Annotated in this window: 26 protein-coding genes and 4 pseudogenes; 15 read left to right on the forward strand and 15 right to left on the reverse strand. The window is 70.3% G+C overall.

All coding sequences use genetic code 11. The annotated features are described in order from the left end of the window. Nucleotides 1-238 precede the first annotated feature (238 nt). From ACFY7H_RS24615 to ACFY7H_RS24625, 3 genes and pseudogenes are all read left to right on the forward strand, one after another. Nucleotides 239-547: a DUF6247 family protein gene (locus ACFY7H_RS24615; protein WP_388941593.1), complete on the forward strand. Its 309-nt coding sequence runs from the start codon at nt 239-241 to the stop codon at nt 545-547. Continuing rightward, nucleotides 544-804, forward strand: a complete 261-nt coding sequence (locus tag ACFY7H_RS24620) for a type II toxin-antitoxin system RelE/ParE family toxin (protein ID WP_388941597.1) — start codon at nt 544-546, stop codon at nt 802-804. Before ACFY7H_RS24615 ends, ACFY7H_RS24620 begins: the two co-directional genes overlap by 4 nt. A gap of 169 nt (nt 805-973) precedes the next feature. Next, a pseudogene (locus ACFY7H_RS24625) lies at nt 974-1298 on the forward strand (IS5/IS1182 family transposase); the annotation flags it as partial. A gap of 397 nt (nt 1299-1695) precedes the next feature. Here the strand turns inward: ACFY7H_RS24625 and ACFY7H_RS24630 are convergent. Further along, on the reverse strand, nt 1696-2055 hold the full coding sequence (locus ACFY7H_RS24630) for an STAS domain-containing protein (RefSeq protein ID WP_388941600.1): 360 nt from the start codon (nt 2053-2055) through the stop codon (nt 1696-1698). Between the two features lie 387 nt (nt 2056-2442). On the opposite strand from ACFY7H_RS24630, the gene ACFY7H_RS24635 reads away from it, so the two are divergent. Beyond that, complete coding sequence (locus ACFY7H_RS24635; protein WP_388941602.1) at nt 2443-3192, forward strand: hypothetical protein; 750 nt, start codon at nt 2443-2445, stop codon at nt 3190-3192. A gap of 478 nt (nt 3193-3670) precedes the next feature. Here the strand turns inward: ACFY7H_RS24635 and ACFY7H_RS24640 are convergent. The 5 genes and pseudogenes from ACFY7H_RS24640 to ACFY7H_RS24660 all read right to left on the reverse strand — a co-directional run. After that, nucleotides 3671-4010: pseudogene (locus ACFY7H_RS24640) on the reverse strand (transposase); the annotation flags it as partial. A gap of 993 nt (nt 4011-5003) precedes the next feature. Beyond that, nucleotides 5004-5168 (reverse strand): hypothetical protein, encoded by a 165-nt coding sequence (locus ACFY7H_RS24645; RefSeq protein ID WP_388941604.1) that lies wholly within the window; start codon nt 5166-5168, stop codon nt 5004-5006. Next, on the reverse strand, nt 5168-5398 hold the full coding sequence (locus tag ACFY7H_RS24650) for a hypothetical protein (protein WP_388941607.1): 231 nt from the start codon (nt 5396-5398) through the stop codon (nt 5168-5170). The genes ACFY7H_RS24645 and ACFY7H_RS24650 overlap by 1 nt, the downstream gene beginning before the upstream one ends. A gap of 227 nt (nt 5399-5625) precedes the next feature. After that, nucleotides 5626-5832 (reverse strand): hypothetical protein, encoded by a 207-nt coding sequence (locus ACFY7H_RS24655; protein WP_388941609.1) that lies wholly within the window; start codon nt 5830-5832, stop codon nt 5626-5628. A gap of 222 nt (nt 5833-6054) precedes the next feature. After that, on the reverse strand, nt 6055-6330 hold the full coding sequence (locus ACFY7H_RS24660) for an isoamylase early set domain-containing protein (RefSeq protein ID WP_388941611.1): 276 nt from the start codon (nt 6328-6330) through the stop codon (nt 6055-6057). A 203-nt stretch (nt 6331-6533) separates the two neighbouring features. Here ACFY7H_RS24660 and ACFY7H_RS24665 point away from each other — a divergent pair, with 203 nt between their 5' ends. Both ACFY7H_RS24665 and ACFY7H_RS24670 read left to right on the forward strand, forming a co-directional pair. Continuing rightward, nucleotides 6534-6731 carry a hypothetical protein gene (locus ACFY7H_RS24665; RefSeq protein WP_388941613.1) on the forward strand — a complete coding sequence of 66 codons (198 nt, stop codon included), beginning with the start codon at nt 6534-6536 and terminating at the stop codon, nt 6729-6731. Nucleotides 6732-7028: 297 nt separating this feature from the next. After that, entirely contained in the window at nt 7029-7673 is a 645-nt protein-coding gene (locus tag ACFY7H_RS24670; protein WP_388931360.1) for a carbonic anhydrase, read from the forward strand. Nucleotides 7674-7778: 105 nt separating this feature from the next. On the opposite strand, the gene ACFY7H_RS24675 is transcribed toward ACFY7H_RS24670, so the two are convergent. Then, the gene (locus ACFY7H_RS24675; protein WP_388941616.1) at nt 7779-8756 is read right to left on the reverse strand and encodes an L-threonylcarbamoyladenylate synthase; all 978 of its coding nucleotides are present in this window, start codon (nt 8754-8756) and stop codon (nt 7779-7781) included. A 531-nt stretch (nt 8757-9287) separates the two neighbouring features. On the opposite strand from ACFY7H_RS24675, the gene ACFY7H_RS24680 reads away from it, so the two are divergent. The 4 genes and pseudogenes from ACFY7H_RS24680 to ACFY7H_RS24695 all read left to right on the forward strand — a co-directional run bounded on the left by ACFY7H_RS24680 (nt 9288) and on the right by ACFY7H_RS24695 (nt 11931). Then, nucleotides 9288-10001 carry an NADPH-dependent F420 reductase gene (locus ACFY7H_RS24680; protein ID WP_388941619.1) on the forward strand — a complete coding sequence of 238 codons (714 nt, stop codon included), beginning with the start codon at nt 9288-9290 and terminating at the stop codon, nt 9999-10001. Continuing rightward, nucleotides 9976-10392, forward strand: a pseudogene (locus tag ACFY7H_RS24685) (transposase); the annotation flags it as partial. The gene ACFY7H_RS24680 and the pseudogene ACFY7H_RS24685, both read left to right, overlap by 26 nt. Then, a complete protein-coding gene (locus ACFY7H_RS24690) occupies nt 10385-11041 on the forward strand; it encodes a class I SAM-dependent methyltransferase (RefSeq protein WP_388941622.1) in 657 nt (218 codons plus the stop codon). The pseudogene ACFY7H_RS24685 and the gene ACFY7H_RS24690, both read left to right, overlap by 8 nt. A 599-nt stretch (nt 11042-11640) precedes the next feature. Further along, on the forward strand, nt 11641-11931 hold the full coding sequence (locus ACFY7H_RS24695; protein ID WP_388941625.1) for a chaplin: 291 nt from the start codon (nt 11641-11643) through the stop codon (nt 11929-11931). Between the two features lie 1259 nt (nt 11932-13190). Here the strand turns inward: ACFY7H_RS24695 and ACFY7H_RS24700 are convergent. Next, nucleotides 13191-13664, reverse strand: a pseudogene (locus ACFY7H_RS24700) (2-phosphosulfolactate phosphatase); the annotation flags it as partial. Nucleotides 13665-13817: 153 nt separating this feature from the next. Continuing rightward, nucleotides 13818-14321, reverse strand: coding sequence for an N-acetyltransferase (locus ACFY7H_RS24705; RefSeq protein ID WP_388941628.1), 504 nt, complete (start codon nt 14319-14321; stop codon nt 13818-13820). Between the two features lie 450 nt (nt 14322-14771). Between ACFY7H_RS24705 and ACFY7H_RS24710 the strand changes: the two genes are divergently transcribed. The 3 genes from ACFY7H_RS24710 to ACFY7H_RS24720 are packed head-to-tail and all read left to right on the forward strand — an operon-like array spanning nt 14772 to nt 16588. Next, the gene (locus ACFY7H_RS24710; protein WP_388941631.1) at nt 14772-15509 is read left to right on the forward strand and encodes a hypothetical protein; all 738 of its coding nucleotides are present in this window, start codon (nt 14772-14774) and stop codon (nt 15507-15509) included. A gap of 3 nt (nt 15510-15512) precedes the next feature. Beyond that, nucleotides 15513-15947 (forward strand): phage holin family protein, encoded by a 435-nt coding sequence (locus ACFY7H_RS24715; RefSeq protein ID WP_388941634.1) that lies wholly within the window; start codon nt 15513-15515, stop codon nt 15945-15947. After that, nucleotides 15923-16588: a DUF3618 domain-containing protein gene (locus ACFY7H_RS24720; protein WP_388941637.1), complete on the forward strand. Its 666-nt coding sequence runs from the start codon at nt 15923-15925 to the stop codon at nt 16586-16588. Before ACFY7H_RS24715 ends, ACFY7H_RS24720 begins: the two co-directional genes overlap by 25 nt. Here ACFY7H_RS24720 and ACFY7H_RS24725 read toward each other — a convergent pair. Continuing rightward, nucleotides 16534-16824: a hypothetical protein gene (locus ACFY7H_RS24725; RefSeq protein ID WP_388941640.1), complete on the reverse strand. Its 291-nt coding sequence runs from the start codon at nt 16822-16824 to the stop codon at nt 16534-16536. The two genes, ACFY7H_RS24720 and ACFY7H_RS24725, sit on opposite strands and share 55 nt — an antisense overlap. Before the next feature lie 135 nt (nt 16825-16959). Here ACFY7H_RS24725 and ACFY7H_RS24730 point away from each other — a divergent pair, with 135 nt between their 5' ends. Both ACFY7H_RS24730 and ACFY7H_RS24735 read left to right on the forward strand, forming a co-directional pair. Further along, nucleotides 16960-18024 (forward strand): YihY/virulence factor BrkB family protein, encoded by a 1065-nt coding sequence (locus ACFY7H_RS24730; RefSeq protein ID WP_388941643.1) that lies wholly within the window; start codon nt 16960-16962, stop codon nt 18022-18024. A gap of 119 nt (nt 18025-18143) precedes the next feature. Continuing rightward, complete coding sequence (locus ACFY7H_RS24735; protein WP_388941646.1) at nt 18144-18611, forward strand: hypothetical protein; 468 nt, start codon at nt 18144-18146, stop codon at nt 18609-18611. 16 nt (nt 18612-18627) lie between these two features. Here ACFY7H_RS24735 and ACFY7H_RS24740 read toward each other — a convergent pair whose 3' ends face one another. The 5 genes from ACFY7H_RS24740 to ACFY7H_RS24760 form a co-directional block, all read right to left on the reverse strand. After that, nucleotides 18628-19026 (reverse strand): alpha-lytic protease prodomain-containing protein, encoded by a 399-nt coding sequence (locus tag ACFY7H_RS24740; protein ID WP_388941650.1) that lies wholly within the window; start codon nt 19024-19026, stop codon nt 18628-18630. A 252-nt stretch (nt 19027-19278) separates the two neighbouring features. Beyond that, nucleotides 19279-20160 (reverse strand): hypothetical protein, encoded by an 882-nt coding sequence (locus ACFY7H_RS24745; RefSeq protein ID WP_388941653.1) that lies wholly within the window; start codon nt 20158-20160, stop codon nt 19279-19281. 10 nt (nt 20161-20170) lie between these two features. Further along, nucleotides 20171-20620, reverse strand: coding sequence for a papain-like cysteine protease family protein (locus ACFY7H_RS24750; RefSeq protein WP_388941656.1), 450 nt, complete (start codon nt 20618-20620; stop codon nt 20171-20173). Between the two features lie 897 nt (nt 20621-21517). Then, the gene (locus ACFY7H_RS24755) at nt 21518-21688 is read right to left on the reverse strand and encodes a hypothetical protein (RefSeq protein WP_388941659.1); all 171 of its coding nucleotides are present in this window, start codon (nt 21686-21688) and stop codon (nt 21518-21520) included. 33 nt (nt 21689-21721) lie between these two features. Continuing rightward, a complete protein-coding gene (locus tag ACFY7H_RS24760) occupies nt 21722-22312 on the reverse strand; it encodes a TIGR04222 domain-containing membrane protein (protein ID WP_388941662.1) in 591 nt (196 codons plus the stop codon). Between the last annotated feature and the right edge of the window lie 14 nt (nt 22313-22326).

Here is a 22326-nt window from a genome sequence, read left to right on the forward strand (position 1 = left end):
GCCCTGGTTCTGCTCCTGACAGCGCAGGGCAGGCAACAGCACCCGCACAGCGGCGTTCTAGGAGAGGGATGCGGCCGGCATTCCGATGGAGAAGGTGAGGGCAGGGTTGGGCACGAGCGAGGCCCGCGCCCCGCCACTACGTCGAGAGAGCTACCTCCACCAGCCGTGAGGGCCGAATCCCTCTTCCCTCCACCACCGCGGCGGCTACCGTGGCGGTACAACCTGCCTGGAGGAGCCCGTGAGCGCTCAACCCGTCGACCACGTACCCGTACCGCCGTACGCACCCGCGCCCGGCGCTGCGGCCGAACTGCTCGCGCAGCTACGCGCCGACCGCCGCGCGCAGATGTGGGTGCCGGCGTTCGAGCGGGACTGGGCCAAGGCCCTGGAGGACGCCCGCGACTCCTTCAGCCTCACCCCGTTGCACGACGTGGTGCGGATCTGGCAGTTGCGCGTAGCCGCAGCCCCGGCGGTCGACGCCTTTGTGGACTCGGGCCGTGACGACTCCGGCTTCGTGGATCTGGACGACATCCTCGGAGCCCGCGGGTGACCGGTCAGCGGTGGGAGGTGCGTCTGTCCCCGGAAGCCGCGAAGACGCTCGCCGGGCTTCCCGAGCCGGCTCGCGAGATGGTCCGCGATGTCCTGGACATCGCGGTCCGCTCCCCGTGGGGCTGGCCCCAGTGGAACGCCGGCGATGCGGAGGGGGAGGACGTCCGGGCCGCGTCCGTCGGGCAGCTGTCCGTCGTCTACGTGGCCAACCGCCTCACCGGGGGCTTGTCCGTCCTGAGCATCGTCTGGCTCGGGTAGCCACCCCGTGAGCGGCACTCGACGAAGCTGGGCTGGCCAGTGAGGTGGGGGCATGGTGCGGATGCTGGGCTGGGCCCCTCCTGCGCCGTCGGCTGCACGGATAGGCAGTCCTGCGGGCCACCGCCGCCCGTCGGCCAACAGGCGGGAGGTGCCGCCCGGGACGCGATCCGACTCGGTGAACATACGGGCCCTGATAAGGGGGACCTGACGGGTCCGAAGCCTGTGGACCGGGGCAAGTACGGCTCGAAGATCCACTTGATCACCGAGCGGACCGGCCGCCGACCCGCTCCCGCCGTGGGCGCAGGCGGCGCAAGCCGGGAAAGCTCCAGGCGGACAAGGGCTACGACTACCCCCACCTGCGGTAATGGTTACGTGGACGCGGCATTGCCCACCGCGTAGCCCGCAAAAGGATCGAGTCCTCACAGCGGCTGGGCCGCCACCGCTGGATCATCGAGCGCACCATGTCCCGGCTCGCCGGCTGCCACCGCCTCCACGACGCTACGCCAGGGACGGCTACGCCACGGCCACGCGACGTAGAGAAAGCTGTGCCGTCTGAGTCAGCTGTCGTGGTTCGCACGTTTCCCTTTGCCCACGACTCGGCGTGGGCGTTTTGCTGTGGATGTCAGGCATGACTCAGGGCTACGGGAACTCTGAAGTGGTTCAACGCGGAAGGGCTTCGGACGGAGGACTCGGGAATGGTGCTGCGGCCCCCGGCAGAGCCGATGCTGGGTGGGCCGGGGCACCGGCGGCCATGGGTGGCCTCTGGTGCAGCGCCTGGCCTCGCGGGTGGAGGCCCGCCCTGTTCCCGGTGGCAAGACCGTCCATGTTCACCTGGCTCCGGGCGGGTGAGTTCCGGGTGCGGTGGTCGCCGCGGACGAGGGGCGGGCGGTATCAGGTGTGGTTGCTCTCGGCGGTGTAAACGAAGCAGTTTCGGGTGCCGGTCTCGTCGAGGAGCATCTGGAGGTGGTGGGGGAGGGGGCCGGTGAGGACGAGTTCGCGTTCGGCGCGGGCGTCGAGCAGGGCGTGCACGAGGGCGGTGTCGGCGAAGGTGACGTGGCTGAGGTCGATGACGGCGAGGTCGCCGTCGAGGGCTGCGAGGGCGTCGCGCAGGACGTCGGTGGTGTCGTAGTCGAACTCGCCCCGGGCCCGGATTAGCACATGATCGGCTCGCTTCTCACAGATGGCCTCGGACAACGCAGGGCCGGAACCGGGGCAGGGTGTGGCAAGGGTGCGGGGGTGCTCGGGGTTCATGGTTGCCGCCTTGGGGTTCGGAGCCCTCCCTTTCCGCGCGTGACTGCGGGAAAGAAGTGGACGGCCTCCACGGCGGCCGCTCGATTGAGGAGGCCCGCTCCGGGGTGCCCCCACGGGGGTGGGGACGCGGCAGCGCGGCTATCACCAATGGCTACCTACAACCTACCCCTCCTACGTGCACCCAGCGGGCGCTATCGAACGCCAGCTCCAATGGCGGGGGCCCTACCACTGCTACCTGCGGCGATCGCCCTCCTGTGGCTGTGCGCGATAGGTGGCCTTTGAGCACGCTAGTTGGCCCATGCGCGCGGCAGGTGGCCCACGGGCCCGAGCAGGCCCCTGGCTAGTGGCCCTCGTGGACAGCCGAGAGGGCCCGTCTACCCTGGCTGAATGATGAATGAGGGGGACTTCCGGGTCGGTGACGTGCTGTCGGTCGCGTGCCCCTTCACGGTTACCAGAGTCGAGCAGGGTGTCACGTGGGACCACGTGGCGGTGCGGTGGCCGTGGTGGGAAATCGACGGCGATAACGAGTTCGCGCACTGGAACGGGATCGTCGCCCTCGGCGTGGGCGGAAGCGGGCACGTCGCGCCTGAGGTGGAGGCCGAACTGTTCCGAACGGACCCTCCGCCCGAACAGCTGAAGGCTGGAGACGTCTGCCGGGTCGGCGTGCCGCCCACCGTGGTGCACGTAACGGCCGTCGACCACCACGATCCCCCACTGGAGACGGCCTGGCTGCCACATCCCACCCAGACCGTGACGGTGCTGCGCCGAGGCCTGTCCTATCGCGAGTTCCCAGACGGGAGCCATCTCGATGGCTCGGGGTACACCATCCACCCCGGCGACGGGATCCCCTTCACCTTCGAACTGCTGATGCGTCCCTACGCGTCTCTCCAGGTGGGCGACGAAGTCGCCGACATCATCGGCCGGGCATGGCGGTTCGACGGCCCCTGGGACTGGACTGCCTTCGATGGAGAGCCGGCTGGTGCGGGCCCTGCGTGGCCACTAGTCCTGCTCACCCGAGCAGGGAAACCGTGCTCCGTCGAGGACGCTGAAGCAGCGGCTGCGAGCACGGCCAGCGGTTCGCACCAGGAGACGGTCCGAGAATGGATGGCACTCACCGAGGCCTCGCCCACACCTTGACCCGTCGGGACGTCTGCGGGATCTCTCCCGTCGCTGAGCACGGACCTGGCTCTACAGGCCAACTATCGTGCACGGTCACACCTCCATGACCCCATTACTTTACCCACGGGCCAATGCGGGGCGGGGCCGCCGGTCGCGGTCCGGATCCGGGAGCCCGCAGTGCGCCAAACGCACCAGCGCCCGCCCTTCGCCGCGTCCCCGGTGGCTCGTCCTGTTGACATGTTGCCTGACGGTGGCGGCCCGGGTGCCGTCGCCGCGGGGCTGGAGGACATGGGCGGACGCCCCAAGACATTGTCGTGCCGCACTCCGGGCGCGGTTGCGGTACGCGCCCGTGGGCATGCGGTCGGTCACCCGCCCTGTGGCAGAGCTCCCGTATCGCGCGGCGGTGACGCGCCAGATCCGGCACACCATCCCGAACCCAACGACCAGCGGGCCAGCCGTCGGCACACAGGCAGCTCCGGCGCCGGGCCCACCGGGAGGCTGGGGTGGACTCGGTGAGCGGGCCGCGTATCCGGTTGCTGGTGCGGGTGGCCTCGGCGGCGAGGTCCTGGTCGTAGCCGGTCAGCATGGTGAGCTCGGCGGTGATCTCGTCAGTCGCTCCAGCGAGCGCAGTGCCTGAGGCCGGGTGCGGGCGGCGTCCGCGATGACCGCGGCGTCCTTCGCGGCGGCTTGTCGAGGACGGCCCGCGGCTTCGGCTCGTTGCTGGGCAGCTGCTGGTCGAAGACCTTCTTGCCGGCCGTAATCAGTCCGTGCCCGTGATGGGCACTCTTGCCGACCTCCAGGCCGAGGAACACGCCCACGTCTTCGGTGCCGAACATCGCGCCCCTGCGAGGGAGTTGAACGTGCCAGCCTCGGTGGTGGTGTCGTGCTCCCGCATCCACGCTATCCAGACCTGCCGTCCGTGAGCTGTCCGACATTGCGCCGGACCGGACGCGGTGGCCGGACCTCTCATCAGCGTCTCCGACGGCACCTTCCGGGTCTGGTGACACCTCCCCAGGTCATCCGTTCGACAGGGGGGACACAGTCATGCCGGGCCCGGAGGCCAGCGGCGCCCTTGCAGGGCCGCGGAAAGGCATAGAGGGGGCTGACGCAGCCCCACGCTGGGCGCGGAATCGGGTCGCGGACTGCCGGGGGTCTGGACGGACGCACACAAGTCAGCCGCGTCGTATGGTCGTCGTCTCCCTGATCTGGCTGTTGATCAGGAATCTCGCGATCCTCCTACGCCTGGAGTCGATGCCGGGATGGTCCGCCAGCGCGCTATCGCCGACAACCACCCCGAGGACGAGGAGCCCTACGTTCACCCCCTCCCTGCGGCGCCGCGCCGGTCTGATCCAGTGCCCGCTGGCGCCTCCGTTCCTTGGCGCCCTGGTGTAACCCCCGGACAGGGGGTGGGCCCGCGAGGGCCGTGGGCCCGCCCCCTTGTCTTGCCTCGCCCTCGAATTCCGGAATCCTGGCCTCACCGACCCGGACAGCCCTCGCACAACCGCACGGGCCGCCGGTCAGTCGAAGCTTCGCCTGCGGTCTCCGGTCGACTGCGGTGGGACGCGGTGCAGCCGACGGGAAGGACGCCTGCTCGGGCCGGTCCCGCGTGCGTCCTCATCGCCGGACCGGGCTGCGGTCTGGTCGGATTCCGCGGGTTTCACCGCCGGGGCGAGCGCGATCGCAGCGATGACCGCCGTCACCGCGACGAGGATGATTCCGATGCTCACGGACATGAGTCCCGCCTTTCGCCTTTGACCCTTACACCTTGTGGCTACTCAGTGTTTCCGATAGGAGGCGCAGTAAACACAGTGAGTGATATTCGGGGTGGGTCAGCGGTGCAGGGTCGCGGTGATCGCCTTGGCCCCGGGCCGCGGCTCCACCGTCACGCTGAGCGCCAGCCGTTGGACCAGGGGCCAGCGAAAGCCGCCGGTGTGGCCGGTGAGGTCGGGGGTGCGGTCCTGCGGGTGGGCAGGGCTGGGATCCGCCGCGATCACTAAATGCTGCGGCAGTCCGCCCGCAGGCTCACGGCGCTGGCCCCGCCCGCATGGCGCACGGTGTTGGCGACGAGTTCAAACACCAGCAGCACCAGGTCGGTGGCCAGGGGCGGGGGCAGGTCGAGAAGGAAATCAGCCGCGGCATCGCGTGCCTGCGCGGGCCGCTCGGGCCGCCAGGTGTGCTCCAGCAGATGCTCGGCATGACCGCCGGCCAGTTGTGACTGCTGCATGTCCTGCCCGGGAACCTGCGGCCGATGTCGTTCGGGCGGGGACCCGACCAGGGCCGGTAGTTTCGCCCGGCCCGGCTCCCGCCGGGGTTGTGCCTGGCGGTGGCGTCATGTCATTCCCCAACCGACGCACCCTGCTGGCCGATCTGGCCGATCTGGCCGAAGTCGCCGACACCGGGCCCCTGCTGAATCCGCCTGAGCGGCTGTACCCGCCGCGTGAGGTGCGACGCTCAGGCGCGGCGGAACAGGTCGCCGGCGTCCACCGGGTGCCGGACGGCGGTCGGCAGGCCCGGGCGGCGGGGAACTTCACGCCCCTGGGCGAGCCACTGCCGCTCCACGGCCTCGTAGATCGGCGCATCGGATGCCCGCCAGAACTCCTCCGTCGGCAGCCCGGCGAATCCAGCCCACTCCGGAGGCGAAACGGTTTTCTGGTTCATGCCTCCGTCCAACGAACCCGGCCCACGAATGTGGCGGTACGTGATCGTTCCGTCATGAACGCGAGGGCCCTTCACGGCGGCCCGGGGTGTGACGACGGCCCCGCCGCCGGGCGCGGTAGCGGGGCCGTCACACGGATTCCGGCCCGTGGGGGTGGACCGGCGGGGCGCGTGTCGCCCCCTCACAACGTCCGCGGCGGCCCCACGTCTCGCCGGCTGGGCCGATCAGGTGTGCAGGCGACTGTTGGGGCCGTCCTGGTCACCGGCGCTCTCGTCGTTGAACCAGTAGTCGCCGGCGGCCAGATACCGGAAGGAGTGGGTGCTCTCGCCGGGCAGCTCGACCGTCACCGCCCGCTTCCCGTCCTTGCGTGGCCGCAGGGTGTGCACGCCGGGCTGCCAGTCGTTGAAGTCGCCGACCACGCTGACCGGCCCGGGCGGGGTGTCCGCGGGAAGGATGAAGGTGACCTCGGTGCGGTCTTTGCGCAGCGTGCGCTCCAGCATGGGAATCGACTCCTGATGACGAGGGCGGGTGGGGCTGCGCCCATCCTCGGCACGACGCCCCAAGGCCGCATCCCGACGCATCCGTCTCGGGCCGCGGGACCACCCTCCCATCACGATCCGTATTCGAAAGGGTGCGATCTGTGACGTCGTGTGTCAGCGTGGCGGGGAGGAGTCCGCACCCTACGCATCAAGGAGTCGCCGTCATGGGCGGTATGCAGGACAAGCGCCAGGAGCCGGGCAAGGGCCGCGAGGAACAGCAGCGCCCCCAGCGCCCCGGCCAGGACCCGGTCCACGCCCAGCCCGGTCCACCGTCCCGCGGCAAGAGCCCCGACGAGAACAAGCGGCGCCGCGAGGAAGACCCGTTCCGCGACGAGAGCGTCCTGCGCGACGAGGACATCTGAGCAGAGCGGCACCCCACGCAGGCAGAACCCGGCCAGGCGTCCCGTAACCACCCCGTCCGGGCTCTGCCGGACAGCAACGCGGCGGCCGTCCACCCCCCCCCCGAGAGGGGCAGCCGTCGTCCAGCCGTACGGTCCAGCGGCCCCGGCAGCTACAGCAGCGGTCCGCCTGCCGCCGCGGCCGCCTCGCACGGCCGAGGACGTGGGCATCTCCCTCGACCGGCACTGGGGAGAGGCCGCGCCCGGCACGTGCCGGGGTCGGCCGGTGCGTCGGCTGAAGTCACCTCGTAGGCTGCCGTCATGACTGAGAAGATCCAGACGCCGTCGCCCCGCGACGCTTTCGACCTGCTCATGGCCGGTAACAAGCGCTTCATCACCGGCGCCCCCGAGCACCCGAACCAGGACGCCGCACGCCGCACCCAGACCGCACCGTCCCAGCAGCCCTTCGCCGTGCTGTTCGGGTGCTCCGACTCCCGGCTGGCCGCCGAGATCATCTTCGACCGGGGCCTGGGCGACCTGTTCGTGGTCCGCACCGCCGGGCACGTCGCCGGCACGGAAATCCTCGGTTCCATCGAGTTCGGCGTCGCCGTCCTCAACGCGCCGCTGGTCGTCGTCCTCGGTCACGACTCGTGCGGCGCCGTCGCCGCGGCCTGCTCCGCCCTGGAGAACGGGAAGACGCCCGGCGGATTCGTCCGCGACGTGGTCGAACGGGTGACTCCGAGCGTGCTGGCGGCCCGCGCCGCCGGACGCGAGACGGCCGACGAGATCCTGGCCGAGCACATCGAGCACACGGTGGACCTGCTGCTGGACCGCTCCCGCGTCCTGGCCGAGGCGGTGGCCGCGGGCCGCCTCGGCGTCGTGGGCATGTCGTACCGGCTGGCCGACGGCAGCGCGCAGCTCGTCGCCGCCCGCGGCCTCGACGTGGAGATCCCCACCGCGTCCTGACCAACCCCTCCACCGGCCGGTCACGCCCCTCTCGCTCCGTGCCCTACCGGCACGGAGCGCGAGCCGCGGGATACGGGCAGCGCCGTCACTGAGGGCGGGTGCAGGTCAGACGATGGGCCGGGGCCCCGCGGCGCGGCGGAGCCGGTTGGCGATCGCCAGGCCCAGCCCCTCCTCCACGGGCACGGAGGCGACGATGAGGTCGCATCCCTGCTGGTCGAGGTGGCGCAAGAACCCGTACAGCCCGCGCGCGTACTCGGCCATCGCGGCCGGGACCGTCAGGACGGTGTGCGCCTTCACCGGAGTGCCGGCGAGACAGGCGGGCAGAAGGACACCCACCCGGTGTCCCAGTTCGCGTGCCGTCTCCGCTTCGGTGACGACCTGCTCGGGCTCGACGAGGACAACTCGCGCACGGGGCGCGTAGTGGGACGGATGCTGGCCCGGCACCCGGACCTGACTCGTGGAGGGGACCGCGAGCGGGCGCCCCAGCACCGCTTCGAGGTCCTCCCGGGTCACCCCGCCGGGCCGCAGGATGGTCGGGGTGCCGCCGGTGGCGTCGACGATGGTGGATTCGACGCCGACGCGGCAGGAGCCGCCGTCCAGCACGAAGTCGACGGTGTCGCCGAGTTCGGCCCGGACGTGGTCTGCGGTGGTGGGACTGACGGAGCCGAAGCGGTTGGCGGACGGAGCCGTGATCGCGCCGCCGAACGCATCCAGCAGCGCGAGGGCAACGGGGTGGTCGGGCACACGCACGGCCACCGTCTCCAGGCCACCAGTCGCTTCCAGCGGAACCCGGCGGCCGCGCCGTAGCACCAGCGTCAGCGGCCCCGGCCAGCAACGTCCGGCCAGCAGACGCGCAGCCTCCGGCACGTCCTGGACCCAGTCGTCCAGCTGCTCCGCACCACCGATGTGAACGATCAGCGGGTGAGAGGGCGGACGTCCCTTGGCCTGGAAGATGCGGGAGACGGCGGCGGGGTCCTCGGCGTTGGCGCCCAGTCCGTACACGGTTTCGGTCGGCAGGGCCACCAGGCCGCCGGCGCGCAGCACACCGGCTGCCTTCTCGATGTCGTGGGTGCTTGCGGTCACCCTGATGATTCTAGAGCGGTGGCCAGGGCTGGCCGTCCCCTTGGTCACGAGCAGGCGACGCCGCCGCGCAGCCGCCGCTCGGCGAGCGCAGCGACACGCTGCCGGCGACGATCGGGACGTTCGTGCAGCAGCCCCGTGATCGTGCCCGAGGCAGGCGTCGGGCGCGACCGGTACGCCGCGCTGGTTCCCGAGCCGGTTGACGTGCGCGGAGATCCGGAGGGATCGGGGGGCTGGGCAGGCCCAGCGGCCGGGCGAGGTGCGGGGCGTCGAGCACGTGGTCGCCGTTCTCGTCCTTCTTGCCGGGCAAGCATCCGCCGATGCGGTCGGCCGCACATATGCGGTGGCCCGCTGAGCGACAGGGTGGCCCCGGGCGCTGCCGAAGGAGTTCGGCAGGGTGCGTGTCGGCCTGGATGACATCTTGGGCCGTCGTGGCTTTAGGACGATCCGTGACCTAAGTGACCTCTAATGTCACCTTAGTCGCCATCGGGCCTCCTGCCGGCAGGCAGCATTCCCCCACTCAGGAGCAGCACTGTGAAGATCGCCATTCTCGGTACCGGCGCCGGCGCCCGGCAGCACGCGGCCCGCCTGTCCGCCCTCGGCCACCAGGTCATCATCGGCACCCGCAACCCCGAGGCCACCCTGGCCCGTACCGAGCCCGACATGATGGGCACCGAACCTTTCGCCGCCTTCCACGCCGCCCACCCCGAACTGACCCTGGCCACCTTCGCCGAAGCCGCCGACGCGGGCGAGCTCGTCATCAACGGCATCGACGGCGCCAACGCTGTCGCCGCGCTGACCGCCCTTCCCGCCGCGGCCCTCGCCGGGAAGGCGCTGATCGACTACGCGGTCCCGTACGTCTACCAGCAGCCCGGCGACCCCGAGCACTCCTGGCCCACCCCGTGGGGCGAGATGCCGCGGCTGGACCCCGTCGACACCGACAGCCTCGCCGAGCAGATCCAGCGCGCCCTGCCCGGCACCAAGGTCGTCAAGACCTTCGTCACCCAGGAGCAGGAAACCGTCGTCAACCCCGCCGAGTTCGGCGGCGGCGACCACACCATGTTCCTCGCCGGCGACCACCAGGAAGCCAAGACCGCCGCCCGGGAACTCCTGAACTCCTACGGCTGGAACGACGTCATCGACGCCGGACCCCTCGCGGCAGCCCGAGGCCTGGAGATGTACGCCCACTTCCACACCGCACTCGGCCTCGCCCTCGGCGGCCGTTTCGGAGTCAAGATCGTCCGCTGAAGCGGGCCGCCATGTGAGCCCGGCACGGCTGCGACCTGCCCGAGCCCGGATCGGTCTGCGGCCGGCCGCACCGGTCGCGGATGCCGGATACCGCGCCAACGCCGGCTTTCGCCGCGGACTGGAGGATCGCGGCCGGGTCTACGTCCTGCCGGCCAGGGCCGAGATGACCGCTCACGGCGAGGAAGCAGTGCCGCACCAGCCCGCCTACGGTGGCCCGGCCCACGGCCGCTGCCGCGTTACCGCACCAACCGGTCTCCTTACGCGACCACGTGCCGGCCGCCGGACGCGGCCACGGGCGGACTGGATATCGAACCTGCCCGCCACCGCCACGTCACCTCGTCAAAGTTCGGGAGTGTGTCAGTGGTTGCTGAGAGCATCAGTTCATGACTGACCGCACTGCTTTGATCACTGCGTACTGGGATGCCGCTGCAGCGGCCTTCGATGAGGAGCCCGACCACGGCCTGCGGGCTGGCCACACACGTGCTGCCTGGGCTCGACTCCTCCAGTCCTGGATGCCGGCCGACCCCGTCGACGTGCTCGACATTGGTTGCGGCACCGGATCGATGTCCGTGTTGTTGGCCGAGGAAGGACACCGGGTCACAGGAGTTGATCTGGCCCCACGCATGGTCGAGCAGGCCTGCGCGAAGTTCAGCAGCGCTGGTCTCGAAGGCCGCTTCCTGGTCGGCGACGCGATGATGCCCCCGACGGGGGAACAGCGCTTCGGCGCCGTGCTGTCGCGGCATCTGGTGTGGACGCTGCCCGATCCGGAGGCCGCGTTGGGTGAGTGGGTGTCCCGCCTGAGTCCCGGCGGCCGGCTGGTGCTGGTCGAGGGTCGGTGGAGGGAGGCAGGCGACAGTGGTGTGCCGTACGTGACCGGCGTGGAATCGCTGCCGTGGAACGGAGGAATCAGCGCCGACGACCTGGCAGCAGCAGTGCGGCCCCTTGTTTCCGACCTGCGCGTTGAGCCGCTCAGCGATTATCCGGATCTTTGGGGTGGCCCAGTGGACGATGAACGTTATGTCCTGATCGCTGACGTGTGACTTGCTGAGAACGGTCAGCCGCTGCGGCTTGGTGTTCACCGACGCGGGCTCGGGTGGTGGCGAGTCGGTAGGAGTCGGTGCGTGATGTCCGGGGTGGGGGAGAGGGCAGGCTGGCGCAGTAAGAGTGAGACGCAGGCACGGCGGATGAAGGGGCGGGATGCACACCCCGCCCCGAGCTCCCGGGGCGGGCCCAGGGCGCTGACACCTGACGCGAACCTCCTCCCCCCCGCGTGCCTGCGGCGGGGGGTGGTGTTCACGGTGAGCGGCGGTGTCAGCGTCAGGTGTCAGGACCATTTCCGCCCGACCCGCGGGTCGGTCCGGGGCTGCGGTGAGGGTCGGTGCAGTCCGCGTCGACATGGGTGCGGTTCCGCGACGGGGTCCGCCGTGCCCTGCGGTACTACACGGAACATCAGCCGCGCGCCGACCAGGCCGCCAGGGCCTCCGTCGCCCCTCTGCCGGGGCCGGGGGCTCCGGATTGGCGGCGGGGGAGGACGGGCGGCCATTCGGCCTAACTTCCGTGACCGGGGGGAGGGCCGTGCTGTTGGGAGGGCGTCCGTGCCGCACTACCCGCGGCGGGTCCAGTTTCCAAGGAGATCTCCATGTCGCGTTTCGCGAAGTCGGTAGCCGTAACCTTCGCCGCTGGTGCCGTGGTGGCCGGGGGCGCCGGGATGGCCGCCGCTGACGCCGTTGCCGAGGGCGCTGCCATTGGCTCTCCCGGCGTGCTGTCCGGCAACGTCGTCCAGGTGCCCATTCACATTCCGATCAACCTCTGCGGCAACACCGTCAACGTCGTCGGTGTTCTCAACCCGGCTTTCGGCAACACCTGCATCAACAACGGCGGCGGCTTCAAGGACAGCCACCACAAGGCCGACCACAACGGCGAGCACTGACAGCACCAGCACCACCGGTGTGACGCCCTGCTGAAAACAGGGTGCCGGCTGTAGAGCCGCGAGCTTCGGAAGACAGCCGCAGGGCAACCGCCCTGAACAAACCGGCCTCCCCTCCCTCCAGGGGAGGCGGCGGGTGTACCCGATACGGTCGCCGGACCGCGCCAGGGCGCCGCCGACGCCGAGGTGGGGTTCGGGGCCGGGCTGCCACGACCGGCCCGGACCTCACGCGGAGCGGACGCGGATCGCGGGCCCTGACTTCAGTCCGGGGATCTTGCCACAGCGACTGAACCATCACCTGCTCGGCTGAGGCCCGGTCCGCGCGGCTTGCGGGAGTTCTTCCGCAGCCTGACATCCTTTATAGGAATGCCGCGGTGTTCCTTTCGGGGAGTCCCGTTGCGTGGCAGGGAGCCCGACGGACACGGGTACGGCTCCCTGCTCATCCACGTCCTGCCAGAAGGTGATGGCAGCCCGCGTTGTTTGCGGCGCCGGTCGGTCAGGGGACGCCACCGGGGGCCGAGTTGGAACAACTGGCCACCGCCCACGCCGAGCGCGACTCCTCGCCGCCCACGAGCTGAAACTCCGCCGACCTCCTCGCCACCGGCACCGAGGCCAAGGTCTACCTCCTCGACTCCGAGCAGGTGCTCAAGGTCTACGCGGACCCCGACGGCACCCAGGCCGCCCGGCTGCAGAGCCCGCGCTCCTTCTACGACCGCCTCGACCGCGAACGGGGTGGCGGACACCGCGGCGGCCCGAAGGGTCAACAGTGTGACGGCGACCAGTCCGGGCGGTGTTCTCTGTCCGGGCCAAGGGGCAGGCTCACATGGTTCGCGTCGTGACCGTGCCCACGAAACTGGCCGCCCTCGTCGATCGGGGAGACGTGATCGGCGACGAGGGCCAGTGGCGCCGGATCCGTGCCCTCCCCAAGGAGACCCGGCCTGGGGGAGAGGGGGGAGTCGATGGTCATCGCTCGGACGGCCAGGGTCCGCCTGAGCTCCGCGTACCGAAGGCCGCGTCACCCGCCGGGGCGTGCCAGGGCCGGCCTGCGCGACCGCGACGGTCCTCGACATCCGGCCCGAGCACGCCGAAGACACTCTGGGACGTCATGGACGCCGTCGGCGGCGGCCTGCGAGGCTTCCAGCAGTGGAACGCCGACGATCCCGAGGGCGAGGACGTGCGCTACGCCGCCGTCGGCCGGCTCCCACCGTCATCGGGACTTGCAGCTGATGTCCGCATACCCGGCTGGGGAGTGGCTCTTGCGCGGCGCAGGGATGCAGGACCATGGGTGAGTCTTCCAACGTCGCCACCATGGTGAAGGGGAACCGGTCGATCTCAAGACACAGTGCAACGTCGCCAGAGTGGACTCCCTGACGTATGCCCCGCGCCAGCTCGGCGGCGGCGCGTGACTCGGCGGCGCGGCGGAGGAACTCGGCGGAATCCGTGTCGGGCTCGGTGACCCTGCGGGCGATGTATTGAGCACAGGCCAGGTCTTCATCGGCCTGCCCGTGGTCGCCGGTGACCACGAACGTGACACTGTCACTCGTGTGCGTGCGCAAGAGCCGAGCCGTTGTCTCCGCCACCACGAAGCTGGCGCACAGCACCAGCGACGCCTCCTTGACCGCGAGGGCGCCGACCGTCCCTGCCGTGGTCTTCTGCACAACGGTCCGTCCGCCAAGGGCAACAGCCCGCAGCAGGCCCGGCGAGTTGACCAAGTCGAACCCGGGCGCGGGCGCACCGCACGCCCTGCACAAAGCACCCGGAGAGTGCTGCGCATCACATCGACGGTCTCGGCGTGCAACACCGCCGGCTGCCTGCGAAACCGCCGCAGTCACCCGATCGGGACTCCCGTTCGATCTGCCGTCTTCGAGATCGGTACGGGTAGCAACCACTTACGTGTCGGGATGCTGCGGCAGGGCGAGCCAGTCCGACCAGGAGATCTCTCGGCCGAGGAAGCGCGGCCGCTCGAACGGCCAGTCGGCGGCGATCCACTGCGGCACCAGAGCGTCGAGGGCCTGCTCGACCTTGCTGCCCACCAGCTCGTCCACCACCCACCAGGAGATCTCGCCGTCCGCGCCGACCCTCTCCGGTGGGTCGATGTAGACACAGCCGAGCAGAACTGTCTCCGCCGCGTCGAACAGCGCGTAGTTGAAGGACTGGTGCTCGGCGATCTCCTTCTCGTGCCGCAAAAGGTCGGCCTGGTCGGCCTCGTAGGTCATGGTGGCCGCGGGCCAGCCCCAGGCCGGGCCGAAAATGGTCCACAGCCGCTCGCGTGAACCCATCACAGCCGGATAGTCGAGCGGGGTGTCCGCCTCCCGGATCGGCCGCAGGTGATGACCACCGCCCGGCAGCGGTACCAGGACGGGGTGGACGAAGTCATCGGGAAGCCAGCTCATGGCGCCCGACCGTAGCAGCGCGCGGCCGTCCGCTTCCCTGGATTATCCCCGCATACCGGCAGGCCCTGTTCTCATGCCGGGCAAGGCCCGCGATCACCCGATCGAGATACCCGTTCGATCGGCAGACTCCATGATCGGTATGGCGACGGCTTCTCACGCCAGCCTGGTGCGCTGGTGGTGTGGACCAGGTCACCGTCGCCAGGAGCGGGCCCCACAGCAAGATGCGGCGTAGGCGGCGACAAAGAGGGCCTCACCGGCTGAGATGCCGGAGGCCGGGCTGGGGGCGGTCAGCAGACCACCGAAGATGAGGACCCACCACAGGACGGTGACCGCTCGAGGCCGACGGCTACTGATGTCGACGGCCACGGATGTGGGTGGGTTGAGGGCTGAAACCTGGGCAGGTGCTGACTGGGCGGGGAATCTCGATCCTTCGATTGACGAGGAGGAGCCTTGAGTGACTTCCAGACATCGAGCCGCCGGCAGGACAGCAGCGCGGCGGCGGTAGCGCAGACGGCTCAGGACAAGGCGAGCGAGGGCGCCGCACTGGTTGGCGGCAAGGCCGCCGAGGTAGGCGGGACGGCGAAGGAGCAGGCGGCCAATGTCGTCGGCGAGGTCACCTCCCAGGCCCGCAATCTTGCCGGCGACCTGCGCGATCAGCTCCAGGGGCAGGCACAGACGCAGACCAAGAGCCTCGCGGACAACATGCGCCGGCTCGCGCAGGAGCTGCAGGAGATGAGCGAGAGCGGCACGCCCGACTCCACCATGGCCGGTGTGGCCCGCAAGCTGGCCGACGGCGGCAACGCGGCCGCCGACCGCATCGAGCGGCGCGGGCCCGGCGGGCTGGTCAGCGACCTGCAAGACTTCGCCCGACGCCGCCCCGGCGCCTTCCTGGCAGGCGCGGCCATCGCCGGGTTCCTGGTCGGCAGGGCCGGCAAAGGAGTGGGCGCGGCCGCCTCCGCGGACTCAGGCAGGGACCCTGGCAGCGGGCCGGCGGCCGGGCCGGGGGCTCGGACTGACGGAGGCGCTTCACCGGTCGAACGCTCCGGCATACCGGACGGCTACGACGACCTGACCGACACCTACGGCCAGTCACAGCCCCCGCATGTCGTGCCGACACCGCCTTCCTACCCGCCGGCCAGCGGTGGGCAGCCCCACGGCGGCTCATCACGCCCGGTGGAAGGGATGTGAACAGTGGCCACCGCATACCAGGAACGGCCGACGCGCCATGCCCCGCCTCACCGTCAGGCTGCCGAGCCGTCGATCGGGGATCTGGTCGAGGCGATCGGCCAAGACATGTCCGCGCTGGTCCGCACCGAGATCGAACTGGCGAAGGCCGAGCTCACGCAGGAGCTCACCAAGGCCGGGAAAGCGAGCGGGCTGCTGGGAGGCGCCGGCTACGCCGGCCACATGGCGATGCTGTTCGCCAGCCTCACGGTCGTCTTCGCGATGGCCAACGTGATCCACATCGCCTGGGCCGCGCTGATCGTCACCGCCCTGTGGGCCGCCGTCGGCGCGGCGCTCTACGTGAGCGGACGTGCGGGCTGGCGCAATGTCCACCTCAAGCCCGAACAGACCGTGGAGTCGCTGAAGGAGGATGCGCGATGGGCCCGACACCCGACGAGCTGAGGACCGACGCGGAGTACCGGCGCGCGCACCTGGCGCGCAACGTGGACGCCCTCGCGGACAGGATGACCCCCCGCAGGATGGCGCAGCGCAAGGTCACCTCGGTGCGCCACAGGGTCAGCGGAGTGAGGGAGCGTGTGATGGGCACGGCACAGAGCACGGCGCACGGGGCCTCCGAAGGGCTGAGCCAGGTCACCGACACCATCGCGGAAACCGCGAGCGACGTCGGCGGGACCGTGAGCGAGACCCTTCAGCAGGCGCCCGCGCAGGTGAAACGGCAGACTCAGGGCAGCCCTCTGGCCGCCGGGCTGATCGCCTTCGGCGCCGGCATGCTCACGGCCGCGCTCGTGCCGGCCTCCGAGGCCGAGGAACGTGCCGGACGACAACTGAGGGAGCACTCCGACGAGCTGCTGGAACCCGTCAAGCAGACGGTCGCCGAAGCGGTCCAGGAGGTCAAGGAGGAGATGCAGGAGCCCGCGGCGCAGGCCGTGGAAGCGGTGAAGAACACCGCCAAAACCGCCGCGGAGACGACCAAGGACCACGCGCAGAGCGCCGGCCAGGAGGCAGCGCGGGACCTGCGCCAGGTGGGTCAGGACGCAGCCGAAGAAGTGCGCCGCACCCCCGGCACCCCCGGTTCCCCTTGAGACCGCCTCGACGGGGACTGCTGAGAACGATGCGGGCTCGCGGCATCCCGCGGGCCCGTCCTCACGGCCTCGGTCTCCACGAAGGGCTTCTCCTCGTGGAGGGTCCATCTCGTGTTCGGCCTCGGTGATGTCGGGGCCGGACACGGCAGCATCGAGTTCTCGCTGGTGAACCGGTTCGCGTCCGACGCGGACCTCTTCACGGCGACGGGGACGGTCTGGTGCACTTCCTCGGTCACGATGTACTCGCGCAGCCTGGTGCGGCCGGCCTCGCAGCGTCCGGTGCCGGCTCTCCTGGCGTGCGGGCACCCCGCTCAGCCGGCCCGGCCTCGCGGTCGGTGCATGGGAGGGGCGTGACTGGAAAGGCGTCCGACATGACACGTGAGCCGAAAAAGGAGCACGGTGACCCCCACGAGCGCACCGGCGGAGAGCCCGGCAGCGTGGGTCCCGACGAGCGGATTGAGGAGCGGGCGCCGGATCAGCTTTCACAGATGCCGAAGCGGTCGTGGATGGCTGTACTTCGCGGCACGCTGAAGGAGTTCAAGGACGACGAGCTGGCCGACCGGGCCGCTGCGTTGACCTACTACGGAGTGCTGGCGCTCTTCCCGGCCTTGCTGGTGCTGGTGTCACTGCTGGGTCTCGCGGGTGAGTCGGCGACGAAGCAGGTCCTGGACAACCTGCAGAAGCTGACGCCTGGCTCGGCGCGCGACGTGATCAGCAACGCGGTGCAGCAGCTGCAGGGCAACAGCGGTGTCGGCTCCATCCTGGCCCTCGTCGGCCTGGCAGTGGCCATCTGGTCCGCCTCGGGCTACGTGGCTGCGTTCATCCGTACCTCGAACGCCGTCTACGACATGCCCGAGGGCCGCCCGATCTGGAAGGTGCTGCCGCTGCGCCTGGCGCTGACGATCACGCTGATGATCCTCGCGGTGGTCAGTGCGTTGATCGTGGTGTTCACCGGCGGCCTGGCCCGCCAGGCCGGGACCGCCCTCGGGATCGGGGAAAGCGCGCTGACCGTGTGGTCCATCGCGAAGTGGCCGGTTCTGGTCGTGCTCGTCACGATCATGATCGCGATCCTGTACTGGGCCGCTCCCAACGCCAAGGGCCGCGGTTTCAAATGGGTCACCCCCGGGAGTTTCCTGGCGCTGGTGATCTGGGTGATCGCCTCGGCCGGATTCGCGTTCTACGTCGCGAACTTCGGCTCGTACAACAAGACGTACGGCACCCTCGCGGGTGTGATCATCTTCCTCATCTGGCTGTGGATCACGAATCTGGCGATCCTCCTCGGCCTGGAGTTCGACGCCGAGATGGTCCGCCAGCGCGCCATCGCCGGGGGCCATCCCGAGGACGAGGAGCCCTACGTCCACCCCCGGGACACCCAGAAGTGGAGCGATGAAGACCGCCGCCGCCTGGCGCGGCGCGGCGGCCCTGCGCAACGGTGATCACCGGCCCACCGCCGGGTGGCCCCTCCGGCCACACCGCGGCCGTCGCGCCCACCTGGCCGTGGGCGGTGCAGCGTGCGCAGTACTGACGAAGCTGACGGCGATCGAGCGGGTCCACAGTGGCGCGCACTACCCTCCGACGTCGTTGCCGACGGAGCAATCGGCCTGGCCGCAGCCGCCCTGGTCCGGGCGCCGTCGCGTCCCGTTGTCCTACCGTCGAGGCACTGGCGGCCAAGGCCGACGTCAAGGCCCAGGCGAAGGAGAAGACGGCCGAGATCAAGGACCAAGCCGCCCAGAAGGCGGCCCTCGTCACCGACCAGCTCCGGGACAAAGCAACGCAGGCAGCTCAGCTGGTCAAGGACAAGACTCCCGACCCGGTCCTCGACAAGGCCGCCCACGCGGCGGCCCAGGTACGCGACACCGCGGCACGGGCCGGACAGCTCGCCAGGGACAAGACCCCGGACCCGGTCCGCGATAAGGCCGACCAAGCCGCGACGATGGCGCGGGCCAACCGCACGCCTCTGCTTGCCGCGGCCGCCGTCCTCGCCTTGTCGCTGCTGCTGCGCCGCAGCCGAAGGCGCGGGTGAAGGTATCCGAGATCGCCTACCGGCCGGTTGAGGACGGCGTCATCGGCGGGCACGGTCGCCGTGTGCTGGGGCGTGCCGCTTCCGCTGAGGACGGCACACTGCTTGTCCGCGGCGGCGCAGTGCCCGGGAAGCGGAAGGCGTTCGGCTTGCCCGCCCTCTTGACGTTGAAGCCCACCGTGCAGTCGGTGCCCGCGGCGAAACCGACGATCCTCTCGCCACCCATGAGGCGGATCCTGAACTCGGAGTCGGTCCGTTCCAGCTGGACCGTGTCGTCCAACGGCTTGAGCATCGTGTGGAGCTGGTCTTGCGTCTTGCCCCTCACCGTGCGGTAGGCGGTGACCACGGCCTTGTTCGCCTTGACGTCGTGCACCCACGCGGTCCCCGGGATCGCCTTGCCGGCGTTGAGGGCCGCCATGGGGGCGGCCGGCGTCTTGTCCCGCGTAACGGACCTCCCCCGGTACGGCCCCTATCGGCGGACCTGCGCTGCCGCTTGAGGGTGGTGACGTGACGACAAGCTTCTTCGCCGCACGGTCGTAGTTTCGAGCCGGCCTGCTCCCCGTCCAGCTGCGGGGTGAGCGACTGGACGAGGAGCAGGGCGCCCGCGCCTGGCCCCGCGGCCCTCAGTTCACCGGAAACGGAAGCATGGCGAGGACGTGGTGACGTGGGTTCAGCAGGTCCTTGGGTGTCGGCGTCGGCGGAGTACCGCGAATGCGCCCGCGAGGGCGAGGGTTGCGCTGGTGCCGCCGGCGAGGAGCAGGGTGGAGGATGAGGTGCCGTCTTCCTTGCGTGGGGGGCTGTAGCCGCTCGAGTAGCCCTTGGTGTCGTACTCGGAGCCTGGGAGCTTGTCGGCGTAGCGGGCCTTGACCAGCTTCTGGTAGTCACCGAGCGACACCGACGCCCGGCCTTCCAGGCCTTGCCGGGCCTGGTCGTTCAGAGGCTCGACGGTGGTGAGCTTGAGCTGGTACCAGCCCCGGATCTGCGGCTCGGTGAAGACCAGCGTGCCCAGGGCGGCCTTGCCGGCGTACGCGGCGTCGCTGTCGCCGTCGCGCACGGCCGCCAGGTGCCAGCCGCCGCCCTGGGTGGGGGCGAGCATGACGGTGGCGTTGCGTCCGTTCACGGTGGTGCTCAGTGACGAGACCAACTGCGTCAGCTTGACCGCTTCCGTGGGCAGTGGCGGGGCTGTGCCCGCGACGAACCCGGGGGTGATCTCGTTCAGGGCCACTGGGTCCTTGATCGTGAAGGCCGGGAGGCCCTGGCACGGCTCGGCCGTCTCGGGGATCGTCTGCACTGGACCGCCCGCGCCCTCGCCGGGCACCGGAGTGCGCAGGAAGCGGCAGACCGTGTCGCGCACGTCGGCGGACTTCACCGCGTCGAGAGCCGCCTGGTAGTCGGGGATGTCGGCCGGGAGGGGGTCCTTCGCCGGGGCCGCGTGCGCCGGACCGACGACGGACAGCAGTGCGCACGCACTCAGTGCGAGGACGACGGACAGGCGGGGGAAGCGAGAGGCCGCCCGCGTGCTGGATGTTTCGGTGCCGCTGGTGTCGCGCATGTCGCCTGCCTTAGCGGGAGATACCGATGCGGGAGTGGGTCCACTTGGATGAGCTGTTGCTCACGTAGTCGTTGTAGTTCCACCACGTGTACGTGGTGGTGTCCGGCCACGGGTCGGCCACGGCGATCCTGCTGTTCGAGGTGTCGAAGCCGTAGACCACGTTCATGTGGCCGCCACCGGACGTCCATCCGATCCGGGCGCCGATCGGCCGGGCCGCCTTGACCTCGGTGTACACCTGGTTGAACGTGGCCGCGCTGTTGAGGCCCGAGCCGGGGTGCGCCATGCCGAGGCTGCTCCAGCCCCTGGCCATGTCGTCGAGCGTGGCGGGCTGGTTGTTGCAGCCGTAGTAGGGCTGGGCACGGCTGCAGAAGTCCGTCTGGGTGGATCCCACGCCGTGGAACTTGGCGATGGTCAGCCCGGAGGCGACCCAGCACCACTGGGACTTCTCCTGTTTCAGCATGCTGATGGTGTCCTGGCCCGCTTCCGCGTGAGCCGTGCCTCCCGCGGAAGCGAGCGATCCCAAGGCGGCCAGCGCGATGGCCGACGCCGTGGTTCCGTACCTCAACCTGCCCATTTTCCTGCCTTCCCCTGATGGGTACAACGAGATGAACGGGGCGATCTGGCAGGAATATGACAGCGCAGCATGCCTAGGGCACAAAAGGGCCTTGCGGGAAATTGCCTCTAACTGATTATTCGTTGGGTAATCATGGAGATCGGGCATTTGCAGCGCACGTCCGGGACTGCTGACGAGCGCAAGGCGGCGGAGAGAACGAAACCGGTGTCTCCGCTGCCGGCCGCGGCGCCGCATGCCGCCCGGTACCGGCGCAGCCGCGTCGTGCTGTGGTGACGTAGGGCTGCCATGGGGTGGGTTGTCGGCAGGGGGCAGGTGCCGGTCCAGGCGGCCAGCAGGTGTTGGAGGAGGCTCAGGGCCTGGTAGAAGGCCAGGCCCTGGCAGGGCATTTGGGCTGCTCCGCTGCTTGGTCAGGAAGAGGTGGGCGGCGGTGACGAGGTGACGTGGCGGCGCCAGCCGGTGAAGGAGTGGCCTTCGAAGTGGTCCCGGCCCAGGGCGGATTTCAGCTCGCGCTAGCCGTGCTCGCTCCGCCGGCGGGCTTTCGCGAGGCGGGCGAGGTACTTGGCGGGAATGTCGGCGGGCAGGTTCGATATCCAGTCCGCCCGTGGCTTGGGAAGGCGGCGCGGATGGCCCGGGTGAGCCGGACCGCGGCGGTTGCCTGGCGCCGTCAACACGCAGCAGCGGTGCGGGCCGCCCACCCCGGCGCGGGTGGCGGCCCGCACTGCTGCTCTCAGGGCTCCCCGGGGCCGGGGCTCCAGAGGGCATGCCCGCTGCCGCGCCACTCGATCAGTAGCGCGTCGTCCAGGCGGCCGTCGTCGGGGTCCAGGCCGGCCCGCCGCCGCAACTCGAAGATGTCGCTCGGCCCGGCGAGTGGCCGATGTTCTCACCGTCGACGCGTACGCGGCGGCCGCCCTGGGTGTCGGGCGGGTGGACGATGACGCGCAGGGCAGAGCTCATTCCCTCAACGTGCCGGGAGTGGCCCGTGGGACCTCACTCGCCGCCGCCCCCGCCGCCACTGTGACCGCCGCCGGAGTGTGTATCCGTATCCAGGCCGGGGCCGGGGTCACCGTAGCGACGATTGCCGCCCGGCCGCCTTCGGGGCTGGCCCGCTGGGGGCGGCGCGGCTCCTTCCCAGTGCGGGCTGCGATGAGGGAAGACGTACTCCAGCATGCGCGGGTCACGCTGGGCCTGTTGGAGATGTCGCCGGCCCGCAGGGGTCATTTGACGCTCCGCGCCCGCCACCAGACCCCACGTGGCCAGCCCGCGGCCGATCTCCTCAACCTCCGGTGAGCGTTGCAGGACGGCTCGTACGATGTCGATGTCCGTCGAGCGCCGGCAGAAGACGACCATCGCGCGCTCGACCGGATGCAGGGGTTGCCTCCCCTCCACGGAATGCACCTGCGCGTTGCGCACCATGAGCAGCCCACGCTGGTGCAGCGCGGTGACCGCACTGTCCACCACATGCCGGGCCCCGCCCGCCAGGAACGCGACGTCATACACGTCCAGGGGTCTCGTCTCGCCCGAGCCCCTGACGATCCACCGGAACACCCACCGCATACCAGCCCCCGTCACGGCCTGCATCTGTCACCTGGCAG

Source organism: Streptomyces sp. NPDC012794, assembly GCF_042901085.1.
Classification (GTDB): domain Bacteria; phylum Actinomycetota; class Actinomycetes; order Streptomycetales; family Streptomycetaceae; genus Streptomyces.

Excerpts from the sequence above, each read along its gene's own strand:
- ACFY7H_RS24760 (WP_388941662.1), bottom strand. The coding sequence starts at position 22,312 with ATGCAGGCCGTGACGGGGGCTGGTATGCGGTGGGTGTTCCGGTGGATC.
- ACFY7H_RS24655 (WP_388941609.1), bottom strand. The coding sequence starts at position 5,832 with ATGAACCAGAAAACCGTTTCGCCTCCGGAGTGGGCTGGATTCGCCGGG.
- ACFY7H_RS24745 (WP_388941653.1), bottom strand. The coding sequence starts at position 20,160 with ATGCGCGACACCAGCGGCACCGAAACATCCAGCACGCGGGCGGCCTCT.
- ACFY7H_RS24705 (WP_388941628.1), bottom strand. The coding sequence starts at position 14,321 with ATGAGCTGGCTTCCCGATGACTTCGTCCACCCCGTCCTGGTACCGCTG.
- ACFY7H_RS24665 (WP_388941613.1), top strand. The coding sequence starts at position 6,534 with ATGGGCGGTATGCAGGACAAGCGCCAGGAGCCGGGCAAGGGCCGCGAG.
- ACFY7H_RS24730 (WP_388941643.1), top strand. The coding sequence starts at position 16,960 with ATGACACGTGAGCCGAAAAAGGAGCACGGTGACCCCCACGAGCGCACC.
- ACFY7H_RS24630 (WP_388941600.1), bottom strand. The coding sequence starts at position 2,055 with ATGAACCCCGAGCACCCCCGCACCCTTGCCACACCCTGCCCCGGTTCC.
- ACFY7H_RS24660 (WP_388941611.1), bottom strand. The coding sequence starts at position 6,330 with ATGCTGGAGCGCACGCTGCGCAAAGACCGCACCGAGGTCACCTTCATC.
- ACFY7H_RS24695 (WP_388941625.1), top strand. The coding sequence starts at position 11,641 with ATGTCGCGTTTCGCGAAGTCGGTAGCCGTAACCTTCGCCGCTGGTGCC.
- ACFY7H_RS24670 (WP_388931360.1), top strand. The coding sequence starts at position 7,029 with ATGACTGAGAAGATCCAGACGCCGTCGCCCCGCGACGCTTTCGACCTG.
- ACFY7H_RS24650 (WP_388941607.1), bottom strand. The coding sequence starts at position 5,398 with ATGCAGCAGTCACAACTGGCCGGCGGTCATGCCGAGCATCTGCTGGAG.
- ACFY7H_RS24635 (WP_388941602.1), top strand. The coding sequence starts at position 2,443 with ATGATGAATGAGGGGGACTTCCGGGTCGGTGACGTGCTGTCGGTCGCG.
- ACFY7H_RS24755 (WP_388941659.1), bottom strand. The coding sequence starts at position 21,688 with ATGAGCTCTGCCCTGCGCGTCATCGTCCACCCGCCCGACACCCAGGGC.
- ACFY7H_RS24690 (WP_388941622.1), top strand. The coding sequence starts at position 10,385 with ATGACTGACCGCACTGCTTTGATCACTGCGTACTGGGATGCCGCTGCA.
- ACFY7H_RS24720 (WP_388941637.1), top strand. The coding sequence starts at position 15,923 with ATGGGCCCGACACCCGACGAGCTGAGGACCGACGCGGAGTACCGGCGC.
- ACFY7H_RS24740 (WP_388941650.1), bottom strand. The coding sequence starts at position 19,026 with ATGGCGGCCCTCAACGCCGGCAAGGCGATCCCGGGGACCGCGTGGGTG.
- ACFY7H_RS24750 (WP_388941656.1), bottom strand. The coding sequence starts at position 20,620 with ATGCTGAAACAGGAGAAGTCCCAGTGGTGCTGGGTCGCCTCCGGGCTG.